Source organism: Streptomyces sp. NPDC020379, from assembly GCF_044387105.1.
Lineage (GTDB): Bacteria > Actinomycetota > Actinomycetes > Streptomycetales > Streptomycetaceae > Streptomyces.
Genome location: NZ_JBIRVR010000011.1, coordinates 113,833 through 129,090, shown reverse-complemented (window position 1 = coordinate 129,090; position 15,258 = coordinate 113,833). Strand labels below are relative to the sequence as shown.

Annotated in this window: 16 protein-coding genes; 8 read left to right on the top strand and 8 right to left on the bottom strand. The window is 72.2% G+C overall.

Annotated features, from left to right (window positions below; genetic code table 11):
- Positions 1-5: 5 nt before the first annotated feature.
- The 7 genes from ACH427_RS16750 to ACH427_RS16720 all read left to right on the top strand — a co-directional run bounded on the left by ACH427_RS16750 (position 6) and on the right by ACH427_RS16720 (position 5,086).
- Entirely contained in the window at positions 6-2,270 is a 2,265-nt protein-coding gene (locus ACH427_RS16750; protein ID WP_398870214.1) for a DNA translocase FtsK, read from the top strand.
- Between the two features lie 162 nt (positions 2,271-2,432).
- Positions 2,433-2,756: a hypothetical protein gene (locus ACH427_RS16745; RefSeq protein ID WP_398870213.1), complete on the top strand. Its 324-nt coding sequence runs from the start codon at positions 2,433-2,435 to the stop codon at positions 2,754-2,756.
- A complete protein-coding gene (locus ACH427_RS16740; RefSeq protein WP_398870212.1) occupies positions 2,753-3,229 on the top strand; it encodes a hypothetical protein in 477 nt (158 codons plus the stop codon). The genes ACH427_RS16745 and ACH427_RS16740 overlap by 4 nt, the downstream gene beginning before the upstream one ends.
- Complete coding sequence (locus tag ACH427_RS16735; RefSeq protein WP_398870211.1) at positions 3,222-3,608, top strand: hypothetical protein; 387 nt, start codon at positions 3,222-3,224, stop codon at positions 3,606-3,608. Before ACH427_RS16740 ends, ACH427_RS16735 begins: the two co-directional genes overlap by 8 nt.
- A 120-nt stretch (positions 3,609-3,728) precedes the next feature.
- Positions 3,729-4,154 carry an NUDIX domain-containing protein gene (locus ACH427_RS16730; protein WP_398870210.1) on the top strand — a complete coding sequence of 142 codons (426 nt, stop codon included), beginning with the start codon at positions 3,729-3,731 and terminating at the stop codon, positions 4,152-4,154.
- A gap of 69 nt (positions 4,155-4,223) precedes the next feature.
- Entirely contained in the window at positions 4,224-4,466 is a 243-nt protein-coding gene (locus ACH427_RS16725) for a pRL2-19 (protein WP_398870209.1), read from the top strand.
- A 140-nt stretch (positions 4,467-4,606) separates the two neighbouring features.
- Positions 4,607-5,086, top strand: coding sequence for a DUF3307 domain-containing protein (locus tag ACH427_RS16720; protein WP_398870208.1), 480 nt, complete (start codon positions 4,607-4,609; stop codon positions 5,084-5,086).
- Positions 5,087-5,139: 53 nt separating this feature from the next.
- Here the strand turns inward: ACH427_RS16720 and ACH427_RS16715 are convergent, their stop codons facing one another.
- From ACH427_RS16715 to ACH427_RS16690, 6 genes are all read right to left on the bottom strand, one after another.
- A complete protein-coding gene (locus ACH427_RS16715; RefSeq protein ID WP_398870207.1) occupies positions 5,140-5,376 on the bottom strand; it encodes a hypothetical protein in 237 nt (78 codons plus the stop codon).
- A gap of 100 nt (positions 5,377-5,476) precedes the next feature.
- Positions 5,477-5,968, bottom strand: a complete 492-nt coding sequence (locus tag ACH427_RS16710) for a hypothetical protein (RefSeq protein ID WP_398870206.1) — start codon at positions 5,966-5,968, stop codon at positions 5,477-5,479.
- Between the two features lie 242 nt (positions 5,969-6,210).
- Complete coding sequence (locus tag ACH427_RS16705) at positions 6,211-7,446, bottom strand: hypothetical protein (RefSeq protein WP_398870205.1); 1,236 nt, start codon at positions 7,444-7,446, stop codon at positions 6,211-6,213.
- On the bottom strand, positions 7,446-8,528 hold the full coding sequence (locus ACH427_RS16700) for a TniB family NTP-binding protein (protein ID WP_398870204.1): 1,083 nt from the start codon (positions 8,526-8,528) through the stop codon (positions 7,446-7,448). Before ACH427_RS16700 ends, ACH427_RS16705 begins: the two co-directional genes overlap by 1 nt.
- The gene (locus ACH427_RS16695) at positions 8,525-10,561 is read right to left on the bottom strand and encodes a Mu transposase C-terminal domain-containing protein (protein ID WP_398870203.1); all 2,037 of its coding nucleotides are present in this window, start codon (positions 10,559-10,561) and stop codon (positions 8,525-8,527) included. Before ACH427_RS16695 ends, ACH427_RS16700 begins: the two co-directional genes overlap by 4 nt.
- Positions 10,558-11,319: a TnsA-like heteromeric transposase endonuclease subunit gene (locus ACH427_RS16690; protein ID WP_398870202.1), complete on the bottom strand. Its 762-nt coding sequence runs from the start codon at positions 11,317-11,319 to the stop codon at positions 10,558-10,560. The genes ACH427_RS16695 and ACH427_RS16690 overlap by 4 nt, the downstream gene beginning before the upstream one ends.
- Before the next feature lie 254 nt (positions 11,320-11,573).
- Here ACH427_RS16690 and ACH427_RS16685 point away from each other — a divergent pair, with 254 nt between their 5' ends.
- A complete protein-coding gene (locus ACH427_RS16685; protein WP_398870201.1) occupies positions 11,574-12,857 on the top strand; it encodes an alpha/beta hydrolase family protein in 1,284 nt (427 codons plus the stop codon).
- A gap of 1 nt (position 12,858) precedes the next feature.
- Here ACH427_RS16685 and ACH427_RS16680 read toward each other — a convergent pair whose 3' ends face one another.
- A complete protein-coding gene (locus ACH427_RS16680; protein ID WP_398870200.1) occupies positions 12,859-13,710 on the bottom strand; it encodes a MurR/RpiR family transcriptional regulator in 852 nt (283 codons plus the stop codon).
- 107 nt (positions 13,711-13,817) lie between these two features.
- Positions 13,818-15,182 (bottom strand): acyl-CoA synthetase, encoded by a 1,365-nt coding sequence (locus ACH427_RS16675; protein WP_398870199.1) that lies wholly within the window; start codon positions 15,180-15,182, stop codon positions 13,818-13,820.
- Positions 15,183-15,258 lie beyond the last annotated feature (76 nt).

The following is a 15,258-nucleotide window of genomic DNA, read 5'->3' as shown; positions in this document are numbered from 1 at the left end:
TGATCATGTCTGTTACATGGGACTGGGGCCCGCGTCTGGGCCCGGGCGAGACCACGCTGGTCGCGAGCGCCATCACCGCCGCCGGCCTGTGCGTCGACGCCGACGTCGCCGCGCTCCCGCCGAACAGCCCGCTGGAGCTCGCGCTCGCCGCCGCCGTCGGAGGCGGCATCCTCGACGTCCGCAAGAACGTGACCAACTCGGCCCTGGCCGTCCGGGCCGCCTCCTGGCTGGCCGGCGGAACCTGGTGCTCCTGGGCCCTCGTCGGCCCCCTCACCGGCGGCAGCATCGCCTTCGGCGCCTCGCTCGCGGCGTTCCTCGGCCTGGTCAACCGGGCGATGACCCGCACCGAGGGCGGCCGCAAGGAACGACGCGCCCACCTGCTGATGCAGCGCCGCATCCACGAGAAGACCCTCGAATGGGAGGAGCGCCTCGAGCGCATCACCGGCATCAAGGGCGTGCACTGCCCCGACCTGGAGGAGTGGCCCAGGGACGCCGGATACACCCTGCCGGTGGAGCTCCCCGGCGGCGCGATCGTCCAGCATGTCGCCCAGCACAAGGACGCCCTCGCCAGCGACCTGCGGCTGCCGCCCGGCTGCGGCGTCGAGGTCATCCAGGGCGCGCACCGGGGCCAGGCCCTCATCCGCGTCACGACCCGCGACATCATGGCCGACCTCATCCCCTACCCGGACGACTACAGCGAACTGACGATCACGGAGGAATTCCCGATCGGCCTGTTCTCCGACGGCACCGACGTGCCCGCCTCGCTGCTGGGCGACTGCGGTGTGCTCATCGGCGAGACGGACTCGGGGAAAACCAACCAGCTGCACGGGGTCAACGCCTCGCTGTCGCGGATGCCCGACGTGCTGATCTGGCACGTCGACATCACCGGCGCCGGTATTTCCCTGCCCTGGATCACCCCGTGGGCGACCGAGGGCACTGCGGCGGCTTCGGTCGTGGACTGGACGGCGAATACCGCGGATGAGGCCCGGATCATGCTGCGCATGGCCAACCAGATCATCGCCTCCCGCAAAACGCGGTATCAGCGGCTCATGCGCTCGAAGAACATGGACACACTGCCGGTTTCGGCGGACGTCCCGGCCATTGTCATCGTCACCGACGAAACCGCCCAGCTTCCCCAGGACATCAAGGATCTGCTGGACGGCGTCATCAATGTCGGGCGCGCGGTGCGCGTACGGGCTTTGATCTGCGGCCTGCGCGCCACACAGGACACCATCTCGGCCGCGATGAAGAAGCAGGCCAAGCTGCGCATCGGTATGACGGTCACCGACCCCGAGGAACTCAGCTACCTCTTCCCCGGGTTCGCGATGCTCGACCCGAATGACGCCCCCTACCCGGGATCGGGATTCCACATGTGGGGCAAGAAACACCCCATCCGGCCCTTCAAGGGTTTCCGCCTTGACCCGGCCAGCATCGCGGAAATCTGCAACGCGGTCGCCGACCGGCGCCCCGTCCTCGACAAGATTTCCGCCTCCGTCCCGGCCGGCGCCTATTACGGAGCACGGTGGGCGCGCACCCTGCCCGGCCTTTACCCCGAGGAACTCCAGGAAGGCCTTCTCACCGAGGACGCCGCCGCCCTGCTGCAGCCGGGCACCATGTCGGCCACCGCGATCGTGGAGTCCGACGCGTGGGCCGACATGGACGACTCCGACACCTCCGCCACCATCACCACCACCAAGACCATCGCCTCGGCGGGAGGCTCGGCGGCCGACGCGTTCGCCGCCGCCGACGCCGCCCTGGCCGCAGCCAAGCCCACCCCCGCCCCGGCACCCGCCGTGGCCACTCCGGCGGCCGCGACCCCGGTGCCGGTGACGGCCGTCGAGCCGGGCCGTCCGCGGCTGTACGTCATCGACGGCGGCGCCACCCGCCCGCCGGCCGACGCGGACAACGGCGGCGACTACGTCCTCCAGCCCCCCGCCCCCGCCGCCACGGCCGGGGACGAGGACGGGTTCGAGACGGTGATCCGGCAGACCGGCGAGCCCCTCAAGGCACCCATCGTGCCCGGCACCCCGCAGGCGCCGGCCCCCCTGCCCCGGGCCCCGAAAGACCGCGCGCTGGAGTTGCTGCGGGACGCCGGGCGGGCAGGGCTGGAGCCGAAGAAGCTCCACGAGCGCCTGAGCGGAGAGGGGTACGAGGTGGCCGTCCGCACCGTGCGGGACTGGTGCAAGAGCTGGGCCGACAGGGGCGAAGCGGAACGCGACGGCTCCGGCCAGTACACCAAGTACCGCGTGCCGGTCGAGCCGAAGCCGTAAGTCACCTGCTGTAGCGGCGGGGCGGGGCGAGGCGGCCCCGCCCCTCGCCATCCCCCCGCCGCCCCTCCACCCGTGGGGGCGCGACCGGGGGGTTTCTCAGCGGCGGGGCGGGGCCGCCCCGCCCCGCCGCTACACACCGTCAACACCCAGGGAGGGGAACACATGCCGAGCGAGACCCCCGACGAGGCCATCCAACGCCTCGAAGCGGAACGCCACATGTACAGCGAGACGTTCAAGAACACCGCCGCCGACGACGCCATCACCCGGGCGCAGCTCCAGCAGGAGATGAACGCTCGCACCCACCAGATCCAGGAGATCCGGGCCGACATGGCCGCCGGCGGCGACTGCCTCCAGCGCCTGGTCCTCCTCGCCCTCGGCGCGGGCGCCGGCACCGCCGCCTGGTGGTGGTGGACGCCGCTGCCGTGGTGGGGCCGCATCGGCCTCGCCGTCCTCGCCCTCGCCCTGCTGTGGATCGGCGCCTCATGACCACCTCCACCCACCCCATGGCGATCAACCGGGAGACCGCTGGCCGGTCCCTCCCGCACGACCAGGAGACAGACGCGATCATGACCACCCCCGTGATCACCCAGCCGACCGCCACAGCCGCAACCACGGACCTCGCCCAGGCGGTGGGCACCGCCGTGCTGGACCTCCTCCGCCACACCCGCACCCACCCCCCGGCCCACAGCCAGGACGTGTACGCCGCGCTGGGCGAGCTGGTGGGCGCCGCCCAGCACCAGGCCGCCGCCTACGAAGAGACCGCGGCCGCCGTCGCCCGCATGCACCACGAGAACCGGCTCCGCCCCTACACCGGCTCGGACACCGACACCGAGACCCACGTCCGCAAAACCGTCGACGCGCTTTATGCCGCCGCTCACCACGCCCGGCAACTCGACAATGCCCTCGGCCGCGCGCAAGCGGGCCTCTTCTACTTCACCGACGGAGACGGCAATGCCTGACCCGGTCACCGGCGCCGGATTCGACGCCCCACCGCCGGAAGACGCCTACAAAGACGCCCCCGCCATCACCGACGAAGCCGCAGCCCTTATGGGACTCATCTCGGACGGAACGCGGCACCAGGGCGACGCGGGCGCCTACCGGGACTTTCTGCTGCGCCGGGCTGCACTTGCCGACCGGATTCATCTCGACGAGCTGCACAGCGACGACGCACATTCCGACGCGGTGCGCGCCTCGCAGGAACTCATGCGCTACGACCGGCTCCACCCCCAGTACGTACGCGGTCCGATCGGCCCGGGCTCCATCGAATGGGACCCGAGCGCCCGCCCCTACGTCCGGCAGGAATACGCCCACCGCGACGGGCAAAGCCCCGTCGCCTAACTGTGCTGTCGCAGGAGGTTGGTGCCACGGCCGCGATCACTGACGGCCGGTACCAGCCCTCGTGAGGCGCGTACCGAAACTCGCTCAAACCAACCCGACTGACCAAACCAAAGAGGTGCCATGACCGAGACCGAGATCTTCGAGACCATCCGCTACACCGCCGACGTCGTCGTCACCACGACCGACGGATACGTCTTGCTTATCGAACGCGGCTGGGATCCGTTCAAGGGCCAGTGGGCACTGCCCGGCGGTCACGTCGACCCAGGCGAGACGAGCCGCGCCGCCGCTGCCCGTGAACTCGCCGAAGAGGCCGGTATCCACGCAGCACCGGAAGAGCTGGACCAGATCGGCACGTTCGACCAGCCCGACCGCGACCCGCGCGGCAGGTACGTCACCGTCGCCTACCACCTGACCGTCATCCCCGGAACGATCGTCGAGGCCGGCGACGATGCGACCAACGCCCAGTGGTGGCCCCTGAGCGACCTGCCGCCGCTCGCGTTCGACCACGCCGACATCCTCAGCAAGACCGTGGGATCAACCTCCTGAGACACCACGCCTAACCGTGAAATGGCCCCCGCCGGTCCGACGCATCACTCAGATGAGGAGAAGACCTCGTTGACGAACCGCACCCCTGAGGAAATGTCCCACGCCATGCTCATCGCGGTGCTCATGCACCACGGCGGCTCGATAACTCTTCCCGCAAGCGCGATCGACGCCGATGCGACCGGCACCTCCGACGGCGTCTTCCACGCCATCGAACTCCAGCGGCTCGACGACGGCGGCACCATCCGGCTCTCGGTCGTCCCCCGGCCCTCCGGCCAGGACAGCGGCATCGAGTGGCGACCGCCACACTCGTAACGGTCCTCCGGAACACAACGCTTCGCGCATCAGCGCCAGGATCGAGACGAGTGCACGACGGGGCGGCCGGCGCCCAGCCAGAGCCACCGGCCGCCCCAGGTTCCCTGAACCACCATCACGCAGTCCGGGAGGACCCCAGCATGCACGACACCGAGACCGCCGTCACCGCGGCCGTCTTCGCCGCCGTCTTTATCGCCCTCTACATAGGCCACCTACTCGGCGACCACGTCGCCCAGACATCCGCACAAGCCGCAGCGAAGGGCGGCCCCGGCTGGCCGGCACGGCTCGCCTGCGCCCGCCACGTCACCACCCTCACCCTCACCAAGGCCCTCGTCCTCGCCCCAGTCGTCGTGGTGCTTCACCTTCCGGTCACAGCCCTCGGCCTCGTCGTCGGCGGCACCCTGGACCTGCTCTCGCACTACTGGGCGGACAGAAGGTTCACCCTCCTCCGCTTGATCGAGGCGATCGGCAAGAGCAGCTACGTCACCCACTGCACCGTCGTCCGCAAGCCCGGCGACGCCGAAGCCGCCACGGGACCCGGCACCGGCGCCTTCGAGATCGACCAGGTCTGGCACGTACTGTGGCTCGGGATCGCCGCCCTGATCATCGCCGCTCTCTGACGGCGACTCTCTCTTGAAGCCCCCGACGGGCCGCTGTCGGGGGCTTTCGCTCGTTACGGCTGGGGGGCGTCGAGACGGGCGATGAGACCGAGCAGGGTGCCGTCAGGGAGGTCGGCGAGGCCGGCGGCCGCGAGGGCGGCGTGCGCCTCGTGAGCGGAGGCGGACAGCGCACTCGCGGCCTGGCGGGGGTCGGGCTCGGAGAGCGCGGCCTCGGTGGTGGCGAGGTGGCGGCGGACTGCCTGGAGCGCGGTGCGGATGAGCGGATCGGACATGTCGATCGGCGGTTGCATGAAGGTCTCCTTGTCGGTGTGGGTCAGCTGCGGCGGCTCTCGGCGGCCCAACGGTGGGTGGCGATATCCATGGGCGGTCCCTTGGCCAGACCTTGCGGAGTCAGTAGTCCTCGGCCTCGTCGGCGAGGAGACCGAGGCCCGCACGCACGGTTGCCGCGTGGAAGACCCGTCGCCGGTCGGCGATGGTGATGATGCCCGTGGCGTCGTCGAGGTGGTGCTGCACGGTGGCAACGGCGGTCCGCCGTGCGTGCTCGAAGGCCTCGTCGGAGTCCAGGAGCCGGGCGCGTTCTTCGCCCCCGCAGTCGGCCGGGGCCGGGCACTCCTGCAGCAGCTGAAGAGCGTGCTCGCGCAGCAGCTCGGCGAGTACGGTCAGCGGCGCCGAAGCGACCGCCGGGCCGTCCTGCTGCGCGTCGCTGGCCCACCGGTGGATCGCCGCGGCGAGCACCACCGCCGTCTGCAAGCGCAGCGACTCCTCGCCGGCGTCCTGGTGGCCGTTCTCCGCGTGCCAGAGCAGCAGTCGGTCGGCCGCGCTGACGGCGTACTCCCATGTCGTCCTCGGCGGCCGGAGCGCCCCTGTCATCCCGTCACTCATGACGCAACTGTCCCCCGCACCCCACCCGCTGGGGAGACCAGATCGCCGTGACGCCGAGCACGCTCGGCGGCCGCCGTTTAGGCGACGCGCGCTGACACACCTCGTGTCGCTGACCACCGACATCTCGTGTCGTCAGCCACCGACGCTCTGACGTCGTCCGACACCGCCCCCAAGCTCAATCCCCAGGAGAAACAGAGCCATCGGTGTCCGTTGCAGTTCGGCCTTGCGGACGTCCCCGGTGACTACCTGGATGCCGAACGATTCGCCAGCGGGCAGTCGGGGCGGTGTTTGATTTTTGATCTTGCGGATTGCTGCCGCTGAGACGGCAGGCGAGGGGCTGCGCCTTCGAGTTTCCGGCGGTCCCTCTCGGCTTGTTCCTTCATCTGGTCGTCGGTGCGCGTGCTGTGCCAGATCGTCCCCTCCCACTTCACGTACTGGGGTTCGCGGTCGCGCAGGAGGACGGGCTTGAGGTGGCCGTGGAAGAGGAGCGTGCGGCCTTGGTTCCGGCGGCTTCGGCTGAACCACATCGCGCTTTTCTCGTGTCGGGCGAGCCGGTTCGCGGAGATGACGGGAAGCGTGCCGCGGGTCCTGCCGGGGGTGTAGGTCGTCAGGGGCCGGCTGGGCGGTCGCCAGGAGTCGGCGAGGGCCCAGTGGGCGACGGCGTCGCCGCCGCGGTCGGGTTCGTTGTAGGGGTAGGTGACGCGCCGGGCGGCCTCGGCGAGGAACCGGGCTTGCTCGGCGTCGGTGCCGGCGGCTAGCCGTCGCCAGTAGGGCGAGGCGATCAGTGGGGCCAGGGCGACGGCTTCGGGATAGACCACGGCGAACAGCCGGGAGGTGCTGTAGCCGACGTAGTCCTGCTTCTTCCGGTCGAACGGGATGAGGTGGTGGACGCGGCTGTCCCAGGTGTTCCAGACGCCGCGCACGTCGGTGAGCCCGCGTCCCTCGCCGTACCAAATGTGCGCGCAGATCATCAGGGCGGTCAGCACCGCGTCGTAGGTGGCGGCCCAGCCGTAGCGCCGCAGAAGGAGCAGATGGCGCCGCTGGGCGTCGATGATCTCCGGGAACCGGGTGAGATCGACGGCGGGATGGTCGACGTCGGGCGGGCCGATCCAGGTGCCGTGCCGCAGGCAGACGTAGGTGTGGTGGGGCAGGAGCCGGACCACCTTGCCGCCAGGGTGGCGGGCGTCGCAGAGGTGGCAGCCGGTCTGCGGCTGGTGGCGGAACATCTCCCAGTTCGGCGGCGGGTCGCGCAGTTCCGGCATCGCCCCGGCCAGAGCGTGGACGCTGCGGCCGGTCAGCGCGGCGAGCCGTTCGGGGACGACGACGCGGCGGGAGGCGCCGGGATAGGCGGGTTGGGTGACCTGCCACCACAGGTGGTGGCTGTCCAGGCCGTGGAGGGTGGCCAGGCGGCTGATGTAGGACGGGGGGACCTCGTGCCGGGCGGGCGGAACGGGGTCGGGCAGCGTGCGTGGGAGCATCAGGCCGCGCGCCTCCGCCGCCGGTTCGTCTTTGCCGGAGCGGTGAGCTGCTGCGACTGCTCGGCCGCGAAGTCGATCGGGACGAGCTCCAGCAGTTCTTCGGTGATGGCCTCGCTGCCGTCCTCGATGGCCAGCACGGCGGCCCCGCGCAGGAGCTGGGACAGGCTGCCGATCATGCCGCCGGTGCGGTGGAAGAGGTAGTCGCTCATCGCGGTGAGCGTGCCGGGCGCGTGCTCGTGGAGGCGGAGCATGGACTCCAGCGTGCCGACCAGGCCCCGCCACGCGTCCTTGTCGGTGGTGGTGGCGTAGGAGAACGGGGCGGCGGGGATGACGACGAACCGCCCGGCGATCTGCCGGCCGCGGGTGCCGGCGAACAGGCCCTGGCTCTCGATGTCGATGCCCGCGTAGGCGAACGTCGCGGGCAGGCGCTCGGCGAAGTATTTCAGCTGGTCGGAGGCTTCCGCCCCGGCCCGGGAACCGAGGTTGAGGTTGTGCAGCTCATCGACCAGCACCAGGTCCACGTGGACGTGGGCGGCGGTGGCGCAGACGGCGTCCACGATGTCGGTGAGGGTGGCCCGGGTCTGGAAGGCCAGCCCGAAGAAGCGGGCGAACTCCATCGCGAGCATCTTCGGCGTGGCGGCCGGCGGGACGGTGACATAGACGACCGGCAGCCGTGTGCGGTCGCGCGGGTGGCGCTTGCGCATGGCCAGCTCGTGCGCGCGGCCCAGCTGCGTGAGCGCGGTGGTCTTGCCGGTGCCGGAGGCGCCGGAGAGGATCACGCCGCGGCGGGCGGAGACCTGGTGGCGGTTGAGCTGGATCAGCAGCCGGGCGGTGGAGATCACCTTCCGGATCGTCGGGGTGTTCACCAGCGGCAGGTCCGCGTGATACTCCCGCCGCCGCTCGTCTTCCCTCGCCCGTTCCCGACCCGTCAGGGCGGCCCGCTCGGCGGCGGTCAGCAGCCGGGGCGGGATGCTCTCGTGCTCGACGTAACCGCGCCAGCCCTCCTTTGTGGTCAGCGGGGAATCGGGCGGGGCCTGCTCGTCCGTGTCCGTGTGCGTCCCGGACAGGGAGGTCGTGCTCATAGCCACCTTTCAGCTTCGGCGTGGGCGTCGAAGACCCCGAAGGGCACCACCTCCGCAGACGGTGACGCCGCCGCGGAGTCCGGCTCGGGGTCGGGTCGGTTCTCGGTCTCGGGCGGCGCGGCGGGTGCCGGGAGCGCGGCGGCGGCCCGGGTGCGGCCGATCACGCGGGCGGAGCGGACATCCGGTCCGTGCTCCGCCCTTGTCAGCAGCGCGTCCAGGACGCGGGCGACCGCTGCCTCGTTGGCGTCGTCCAGACCGGCAGCGGCGGCCAGGCGCCGGGCGTGGTCCCAGGTGAAGTCCGCGAACGGCGCGTTCACCAGGGGCAGGTGCACCCACGGGGCGGTGATCCAGCCGCCCGGAGTGCGGACGAAGACGCGGGAGAGATCGTAGGGGTCGTAGTGCACCTCCCACAGGCCCCTCTTGGCCGCATGCCCGGAGTGCTGCCGCCGCCACGGCCCCAGCTCGGCCGCGTCGTAGGTGCGGTGGCCGATGCGGATGCCGTAGTCGTTGATGGCCCGCCAGGCCACCGGCAGCAGCTCCAGGTAGTCCTCCCCGCGCAGCACCAGCGGCAGGTAGCCGGCCGCCGCGACCAGGGAGGCGTACTTGTCGTTCGGCGACATCGCCTTCCCCGGCCTGAACGGGTCGCGAAGAGCGTCATGGGGCCTGGTCTGCCACCCGGCCAGAAGCCATTCGTCCAGCAGTTCCTGGAGTTCGGGGATCGTCCAGACCGCGGCCTGTTCGACACGCTCGCCGCGGCGGGTGACGTCCCGGCCGGTGTAGCCGGCCAGGTGCTGGCAGAACAGCGTGTTGATCGCGGAGAACGTGGCCTCCACGATCGCCTTGTCCGTAGGCGTGCGCGGACGCGCCCGCTGGACGGAGATGCCCAGCCGTTCGCAGGCCCGCAGGAAGGTGTCGGAGATGAACACCTTCCCGCCGTCGATGACCACGGTGTCCGGAACGATCACCGGCTTCGCGGCGGCCTGCTCCATCCGCGCGTCGATGTCGAGCAACTGCCCATGCGGCATCCGTGACGCCGCCATCCGCAGTGACGCGGACCAGCCCGGCCGCATCGGCTCCGGGACGAGCATGCGCGCCAGCAGCAGCGCGGCGTCCACCGCCTTGGTGCCCATCGGCCGCAGCACCGCCGCGCAGATCGTGCGGGAGGCGACATCGACCGCGATCGTCAGATCCGCGCGAGCGGTCACCCCCGAGTCCAGGACCACCATCACGTCCAGCGGGGTGGAGTCGATCTGCACCTGCTCGCCCGGGCGGTCGGCGAACGTCGGGGTGAACGGTCCCGTCGGCCGGTTCGCCGTCTGCCGCCGCGTGACCGCCGACCCGAAGGTGTGCCGCCCCGTGGAGAGCGCATCGATCAGCTTGTAGAGCGTCCGCGTACTCGGCAGCGGAACCACCCCCTGGCCGTGCGTGGCCTCCACGGTTTTGATCACGCGGCGGATCAGCCGCGACCGCGTCCCGGTCGACACGTGCGTCTCGCCGTCGAGCACCTCGCGGATCGCGGCCACCAGCCGGGCGTCCGCCCGTCCCGTGGCCTCCCACTGCCGGGTCGTGCGCTGATCGACCAGCCCCCAGACCCCCTGCTTCAGGTAGCGCGACCGCTTGCCCTCCACCGTGCGCAGGCTCACCCCCAGCTCGGCCGCCTTCGCCTTCATCCGCTCGGTCAGCGACCGCGTCGCCGGGTCGTACTCGTCCCGCGCAGGTGTGCCCGGCTCGGCGCCGGGCGGCAGCCCGGTCTCCACCTCCGCCACGTGCCGTTCCCACTCCACCGCCGCCGCCCGGACCGGCTCCGGCAGCGTCTCCAGCAGCCCGAACGGCTCCACCTGCGGCAGCGGCTCGGCCCCGGTAACAGCGAAGTCCGGCGCCGCCATCAAGTAGGAAGCCAGCACCACCGATTCCGCCCCGTCGGCCGACCGCAGCCGCACCGCCGTCCCGGCCAGCGCCACCACCTGGTGCTCGCCGCCGTCGAAGGTGATCCAGTCGCCCGGCCGCAGCACCGAGCCCCCGCCCGCGGTCACCAGCCCACCCCCGGCGACACCAGCGAGGCGCTGTGCAGCGGCACCGAGATGTCCACCACCAGTTCATGCGACCACAGCAGATGGAACAGCACCGGCAGCACCGCCAGCGGCTCACCCGCCGCCGCGGCCCCGTCCATCAGCGGCAGCGGCTCGGCGAACACCTCCAGCAGCCGCGCGGCTACCGGCTCCACCCGGTGCCGGGGGTGCCGGTAGCCCGCCAGCCACCTGACGTTGCGGACCACCACCGGGTCCGGGGCGCCCAGCAGCCGGAACTCCCACCCCACCTCGGCGCAGGCCGTCTCCGTCGCCTCGAACTTCGCACGGTCCCGGGGGCCGCGGCGGTCGGCCGGACGGCAGTCGATGACCACGGCCGTCCCGTCGTCCCGGCGGGCGAAGTAGTCCGGCGCGTGCGAGACCGGCCGGCCGTTCGCCGCCGACCAGAACAGCCAGAACGGCTGCGAGGAGATCCCCACCACCGCCGGATCGAAGTCCAGCAGCATCACCTGGTCCCGCTCCAGCCAGGACTCGTACCCGACGTGCCCGCCCGTCGTCGCCGACCACCACAGACCCGGCAGGTTCCGCTGCCGGCGGTACGACGCGAAGACGCGTACGGGGAGGGCGTGCTCGAACGGCACCGCCCACGCATCCGCCAACGGCCGCCGCAACTCCGAGCCGTCCGGGGCGACGTACGCGACCTCGAACCCGGTCGCCGGTGGCCCGGCCGAACCGCCGGGCAGAACCTCTAACGCACGGACCACGACCAGCTAACCCCACCCATCGCCGCAAGGTAACTCTTCAACCCGCAAGATCCCCCGCAAAGTGAAGCTTCAATCCGCAGTCTTCACCGTCACAGGACAAGGCCACCCGAACCCCAACCACACACAACCCGCCCCCACAAGAAAGTCGTACCCAGGTATCACCCACCCCTTGGCCCCGCCGTATGACGACTCCACCCCCGCCCACCCCCTAGATTCGCCGCACCGGCGAGCACCGCAGAAGGGGGCCGAAAACCATGGCCGTACAAGACCCCGTACAAGATCCCGCGCAAGAGCCCGTGCAGGAGCAAGGACTGAAGCGGCGAGCCCTCCTCGCCGCGGGAGCGCTCACGCTGACGGCACTCCTGAGCGCCCTCGCCCCCGCCCCCCGAGCGCACGCGCAAGCGCAAGCACTGCCCGCCCCCACCGGCCCGTACGCCGTCGGCACGACCACCCGGCATCTCGTGGACACCGGCCGCGAGGACCCGTGGAAGCGGGGCGACCGGGAGGTGATGGTCAGTCTGTTCTATCCGGCGGATGAAAGCGGTGACGCCCCGCAGATGGACAGCCTCTCCGCCGCACACTTCGGCTCCGCCCGCGGCGCCGCCGTCTTCAACTACGGAGTCAAAGCGGGCGCCGCCGACTGGGCCGCCACGCGTACGCACGCGCGCGTGGACGCGCCCGTGGCGCGCGGGAGCCGGGGGCTGCCGGTGGTGCTGTACTCGTCCGGCCTGGGCGACCCCCGCACCTGGAACACCGGGCTCGTGGAGGAGCTGGCCTCGCGCGGCTATGTGGTCGTCACCGTCGACCACACCTACGACGCGTCCGAAGTGCGCCTGCCCGGCGGCCGGCTGGCCGAGTCCGTGCTGCCCGCCCTCGCCGGCGCGCCGGTGGAGAAGGTCGACGAGACACTGCGGACGGCGATGGGGGCCCGGGTGGGCGACGCCCGGTTCGTCCTGGACACGCTGGACGACGCGAAGTGGCGGGCGGGCCTGCCGCGCGGTCTGGGGCGCTCGATGGACATGGGGCGCGTGGGGATGGCCGGGCAGTCCGCGGGCGGGTTCACCGCGGCCCAGACGACGCACGACGACCGCCGGGTGAAGGCGGGCGTCAACATGGACGGGCAGATGGACTTCCCGCTGCCGGACGCCTCCGGCCGGACCCTGAGCAGCGTCGCGCGCGAGGGCGTCGGCCGGCCGTTCCTCCTGCTGGGCTCGGACGGCGCGGGGGCGGCCGACAACCGGGCGTCGTGGACGTCGTTCCGGCAGCACGCGCGCGGCTGGCGGGCGGAGTGGAAGATGGCGGGAGCGGAGCACGGCTCGTACACCGACGCGCCTTCCCTGCTGCCCGCGCTGGCCGGGCGGGGCGCGCTGACGGCGGAGCAGCTGGGGAAGGACATCGGGTCCGTGCGGCCGGAGCGGGCGGTGGCTGCGGAGCGCGCGTACGTGGTGTCGTTCTTCGACCGCTTCCTCAAGGGCCACGACGACCATCTCCTGGACGGCCCGTCGGCCCGCTTCCCGGAGATGGTCCGCGAGCACTGACCTACTCCACGAACAGCCCCCGCGCCGCCGCCTTCGCGTCGAACTCCTCCAGCCGCGCCTGCGCGTCCGGCAGCGCGTCGCACATGGACTCCAGGAGCACCCGCCCCAGGAGCATCGGCGCGCAGGCGGTGTCGAAGGCGAGGCCGGTGCCGACGGCGGCGGGCAGGAGGAGGTCGCTGTGGCGGGCGACGGGGGCGAAGGTGGAGTCCGCGACGGTGACGACCGTCAGCCCCTCGCCACGCGCGTACTCCAGCGCCTCGACGACCTCGCGCGGGTGCCGGGGCAGCGCGAAGCACAGCAGGGTGCTCGCCCCGGCGCGTACGGCCGCGTCGATGCGGTCGGCGAGCAGCGTGCCGCCCTCGTCCAGGAGCCGCACGTCGGGGTGGACCTTGCGCGCGAAGTAGGCGAACCCGGCGGCCTGCGCGGTGGCGGCGCGCAGCCCGAGCACGGGCAGCGGCCGGGAGCGGGCGAGCAGCCGCCCGGCGCGGGTGACGGGTCCGGGGTCGGCGAGCAGCGAGGAGAGGTGGCGGAGGTTGTCGATCTCCGCCTGGACGGCCTGCTGGTATTCGTTGTACGAGCTGTCGCCGTCCGTCGCGGCGGCGGGGACGACGTCGCGCAGGTGCCGCCGGAGCGCGGGGTAGCCGTCGAAGCCGAGGGCGACCGCGAAGCGGGTCACGGAGGGCTGGCTGACCCCGGCGAGCTCGGCGAGCTCGACGCTGGAGAGGAAGGGCGCGTCGGCGGAGCGCCGCACCATGCAGTGGGCGATGCGCCGCTGGGTGGGGGTCAGCCGGTGGCCCTCGAAGAGCTTCTGCAGCCGGGCGGTGGCTTCGGGTTCGCCTCCGTTGTCGCTCATCGGGCCCTCCATCGGTCGTCGGCGGTGCGCGGTCCCGGACCACCTCGGCCATTCACCGATCCCGGGCTCTGCATGGAATTATGCAGGGCCCGGGGCGGGCGCGTGGCTCACACGGGCGGAAGCAGCTTCTTCTGCGGCTTGCCCATCGCGTTGCGCGGCAGCGCTTCCAGGAAGCGGACGCGGCGCGGCCGCTTGTGGCCGGACAGGTGTCCGGCCACGAAGTCGATCAGCGCCTGCTCGCTCACACCGTCGGCCACGACATACGCGACGATCTCCTGGCCGAGGTCCTCGTGGGGGACGCCCACGACAGCGGCCTCGCTCACGGCCGGGTGGTCGAGCAGCGCGTTCTCGACCTCGCCCGCGCCGATGCGGTAGCCACCGGACTTGATGAGGTCGGTGGAGGCGCGGCCCACGATGCGGTGCATGCCGTCGGGCTCGACGGTGGCGATGTCACCCGTACGGAACCAGCCGTCCTCCGTGTGCGCCGCCGCGGTCGCCTCCGGGCGGCCGAGGTAGCCGGCGAAGAGGGTCGGCCCGCACAGCTCCAGCTCGCCGATGCCGTTCTCGGTCCGCGCGAGGCGCGTCCGCACGCCCGGCAGCGGCAGGCCCACCGAGCCGGGGCGGCGCTCGCCGTCGGCGCGGGTGGAGAGGGTGATCAGGGTCTCCGTCATGCCGTAGCGCTCGACGGGCCGCTGCCCGGTGAGCTGTTCCAGGTCGCGGAAGACGGGCGCGGGCAGCGCGGCGCTGCCCGAGACCAGCAGCCGCGCCTTGCCCAGCGCCCGGGCGGCGGCCGGGTCGCGTACGACGCGGGACCACACGGTCGGCACGCCGAAGTAGAGACTGCCGCCCGCCGCCGCGTACGCCTCCGGAGTGGGGCGGCCGGTGTGCACCAGGCGGCTGCCGGTGCGCAGCGCGCCCAGCACGCCGAGAACGAGCCCGTGCACGTGGAACAGCGGCAGGCCGTGCACGAGGGTGTCCTCGGCGGTCCACTGCCAGGCGTCGGCCAGCCCGTCCAGGCCCGCGGCGACGGCGCTGCGCGGGATCTCGACGCCCTTGGGCGAGCCCGTGGTGCCGGAGGTGTAGAGGATCAGGGCGGTGGCGGCGGGGTCCGCCTCGGGGCCGGTCCAGTCGGCCCGGTCCCGTATGCCGACCGGGACGTCCGCGCCGGTGCCCAGGACCAGCGCGGCACCGGAGTCCCGCAGGATGTGGTCGCGTTCGGCGGGCCCCGCGTCCGGGGGCAGCGGCACCACGGGCACCCCGGCGAGCAGCCCGCCCACGACGGCCGCCACGGTCTCCAGCGTGGCCTCCGCCCGCACGGCCACGCAGGGCGCGCCGGCGACGCGGGCGGCCACCGCCCGGGCGGCGCCCAGCAGTTCCTCCCGCGAGCAGGGGCGGCCGGCGACGGTGAGGGCATCGGCGGAATCGGTCCCGGCGGTGAGGGACGCAAGCAGGGGTACGGTCGGTCCGTGCACGTACTGCTCCTTCCACGGGGGCGGCGGCCCGGGGGCCGGGGACATCCCCCACTGCGGATACGGGTGCTAGCCCCAG

Bases quoted from the DNA above. Each gene is read 5' to 3' on its own strand.
- ACH427_RS16750 (WP_398870214.1), top strand. From the start codon at position 6: ATGTCTGTTACATGGGACTGGGGCCCGCGTCTGGGCCCGGGCGAGACC.
- ACH427_RS16745 (WP_398870213.1), top strand. From the start codon at position 2,433: ATGCCGAGCGAGACCCCCGACGAGGCCATCCAACGCCTCGAAGCGGAA.
- ACH427_RS16740 (WP_398870212.1), top strand. From the start codon at position 2,753: ATGACCACCTCCACCCACCCCATGGCGATCAACCGGGAGACCGCTGGC.
- ACH427_RS16735 (WP_398870211.1), top strand. From the start codon at position 3,222: ATGCCTGACCCGGTCACCGGCGCCGGATTCGACGCCCCACCGCCGGAA.
- ACH427_RS16730 (WP_398870210.1), top strand. From the start codon at position 3,729: ATGACCGAGACCGAGATCTTCGAGACCATCCGCTACACCGCCGACGTC.
- ACH427_RS16720 (WP_398870208.1), top strand. From the start codon at position 4,607: ATGCACGACACCGAGACCGCCGTCACCGCGGCCGTCTTCGCCGCCGTC.
- ACH427_RS16715 (WP_398870207.1), bottom strand. From the start codon at position 5,376: ATGCAACCGCCGATCGACATGTCCGATCCGCTCATCCGCACCGCGCTC.
- ACH427_RS16710 (WP_398870206.1), bottom strand. From the start codon at position 5,968: ATGAGTGACGGGATGACAGGGGCGCTCCGGCCGCCGAGGACGACATGG.
- ACH427_RS16705 (WP_398870205.1), bottom strand. From the start codon at position 7,446: ATGCTCCCACGCACGCTGCCCGACCCCGTTCCGCCCGCCCGGCACGAG.
- ACH427_RS16700 (WP_398870204.1), bottom strand. From the start codon at position 8,528: ATGAGCACGACCTCCCTGTCCGGGACGCACACGGACACGGACGAGCAG.
- ACH427_RS16685 (WP_398870201.1), top strand. From the start codon at position 11,574: ATGGCCGTACAAGACCCCGTACAAGATCCCGCGCAAGAGCCCGTGCAG.
- ACH427_RS16680 (WP_398870200.1), bottom strand. From the start codon at position 13,710: ATGAGCGACAACGGAGGCGAACCCGAAGCCACCGCCCGGCTGCAGAAG.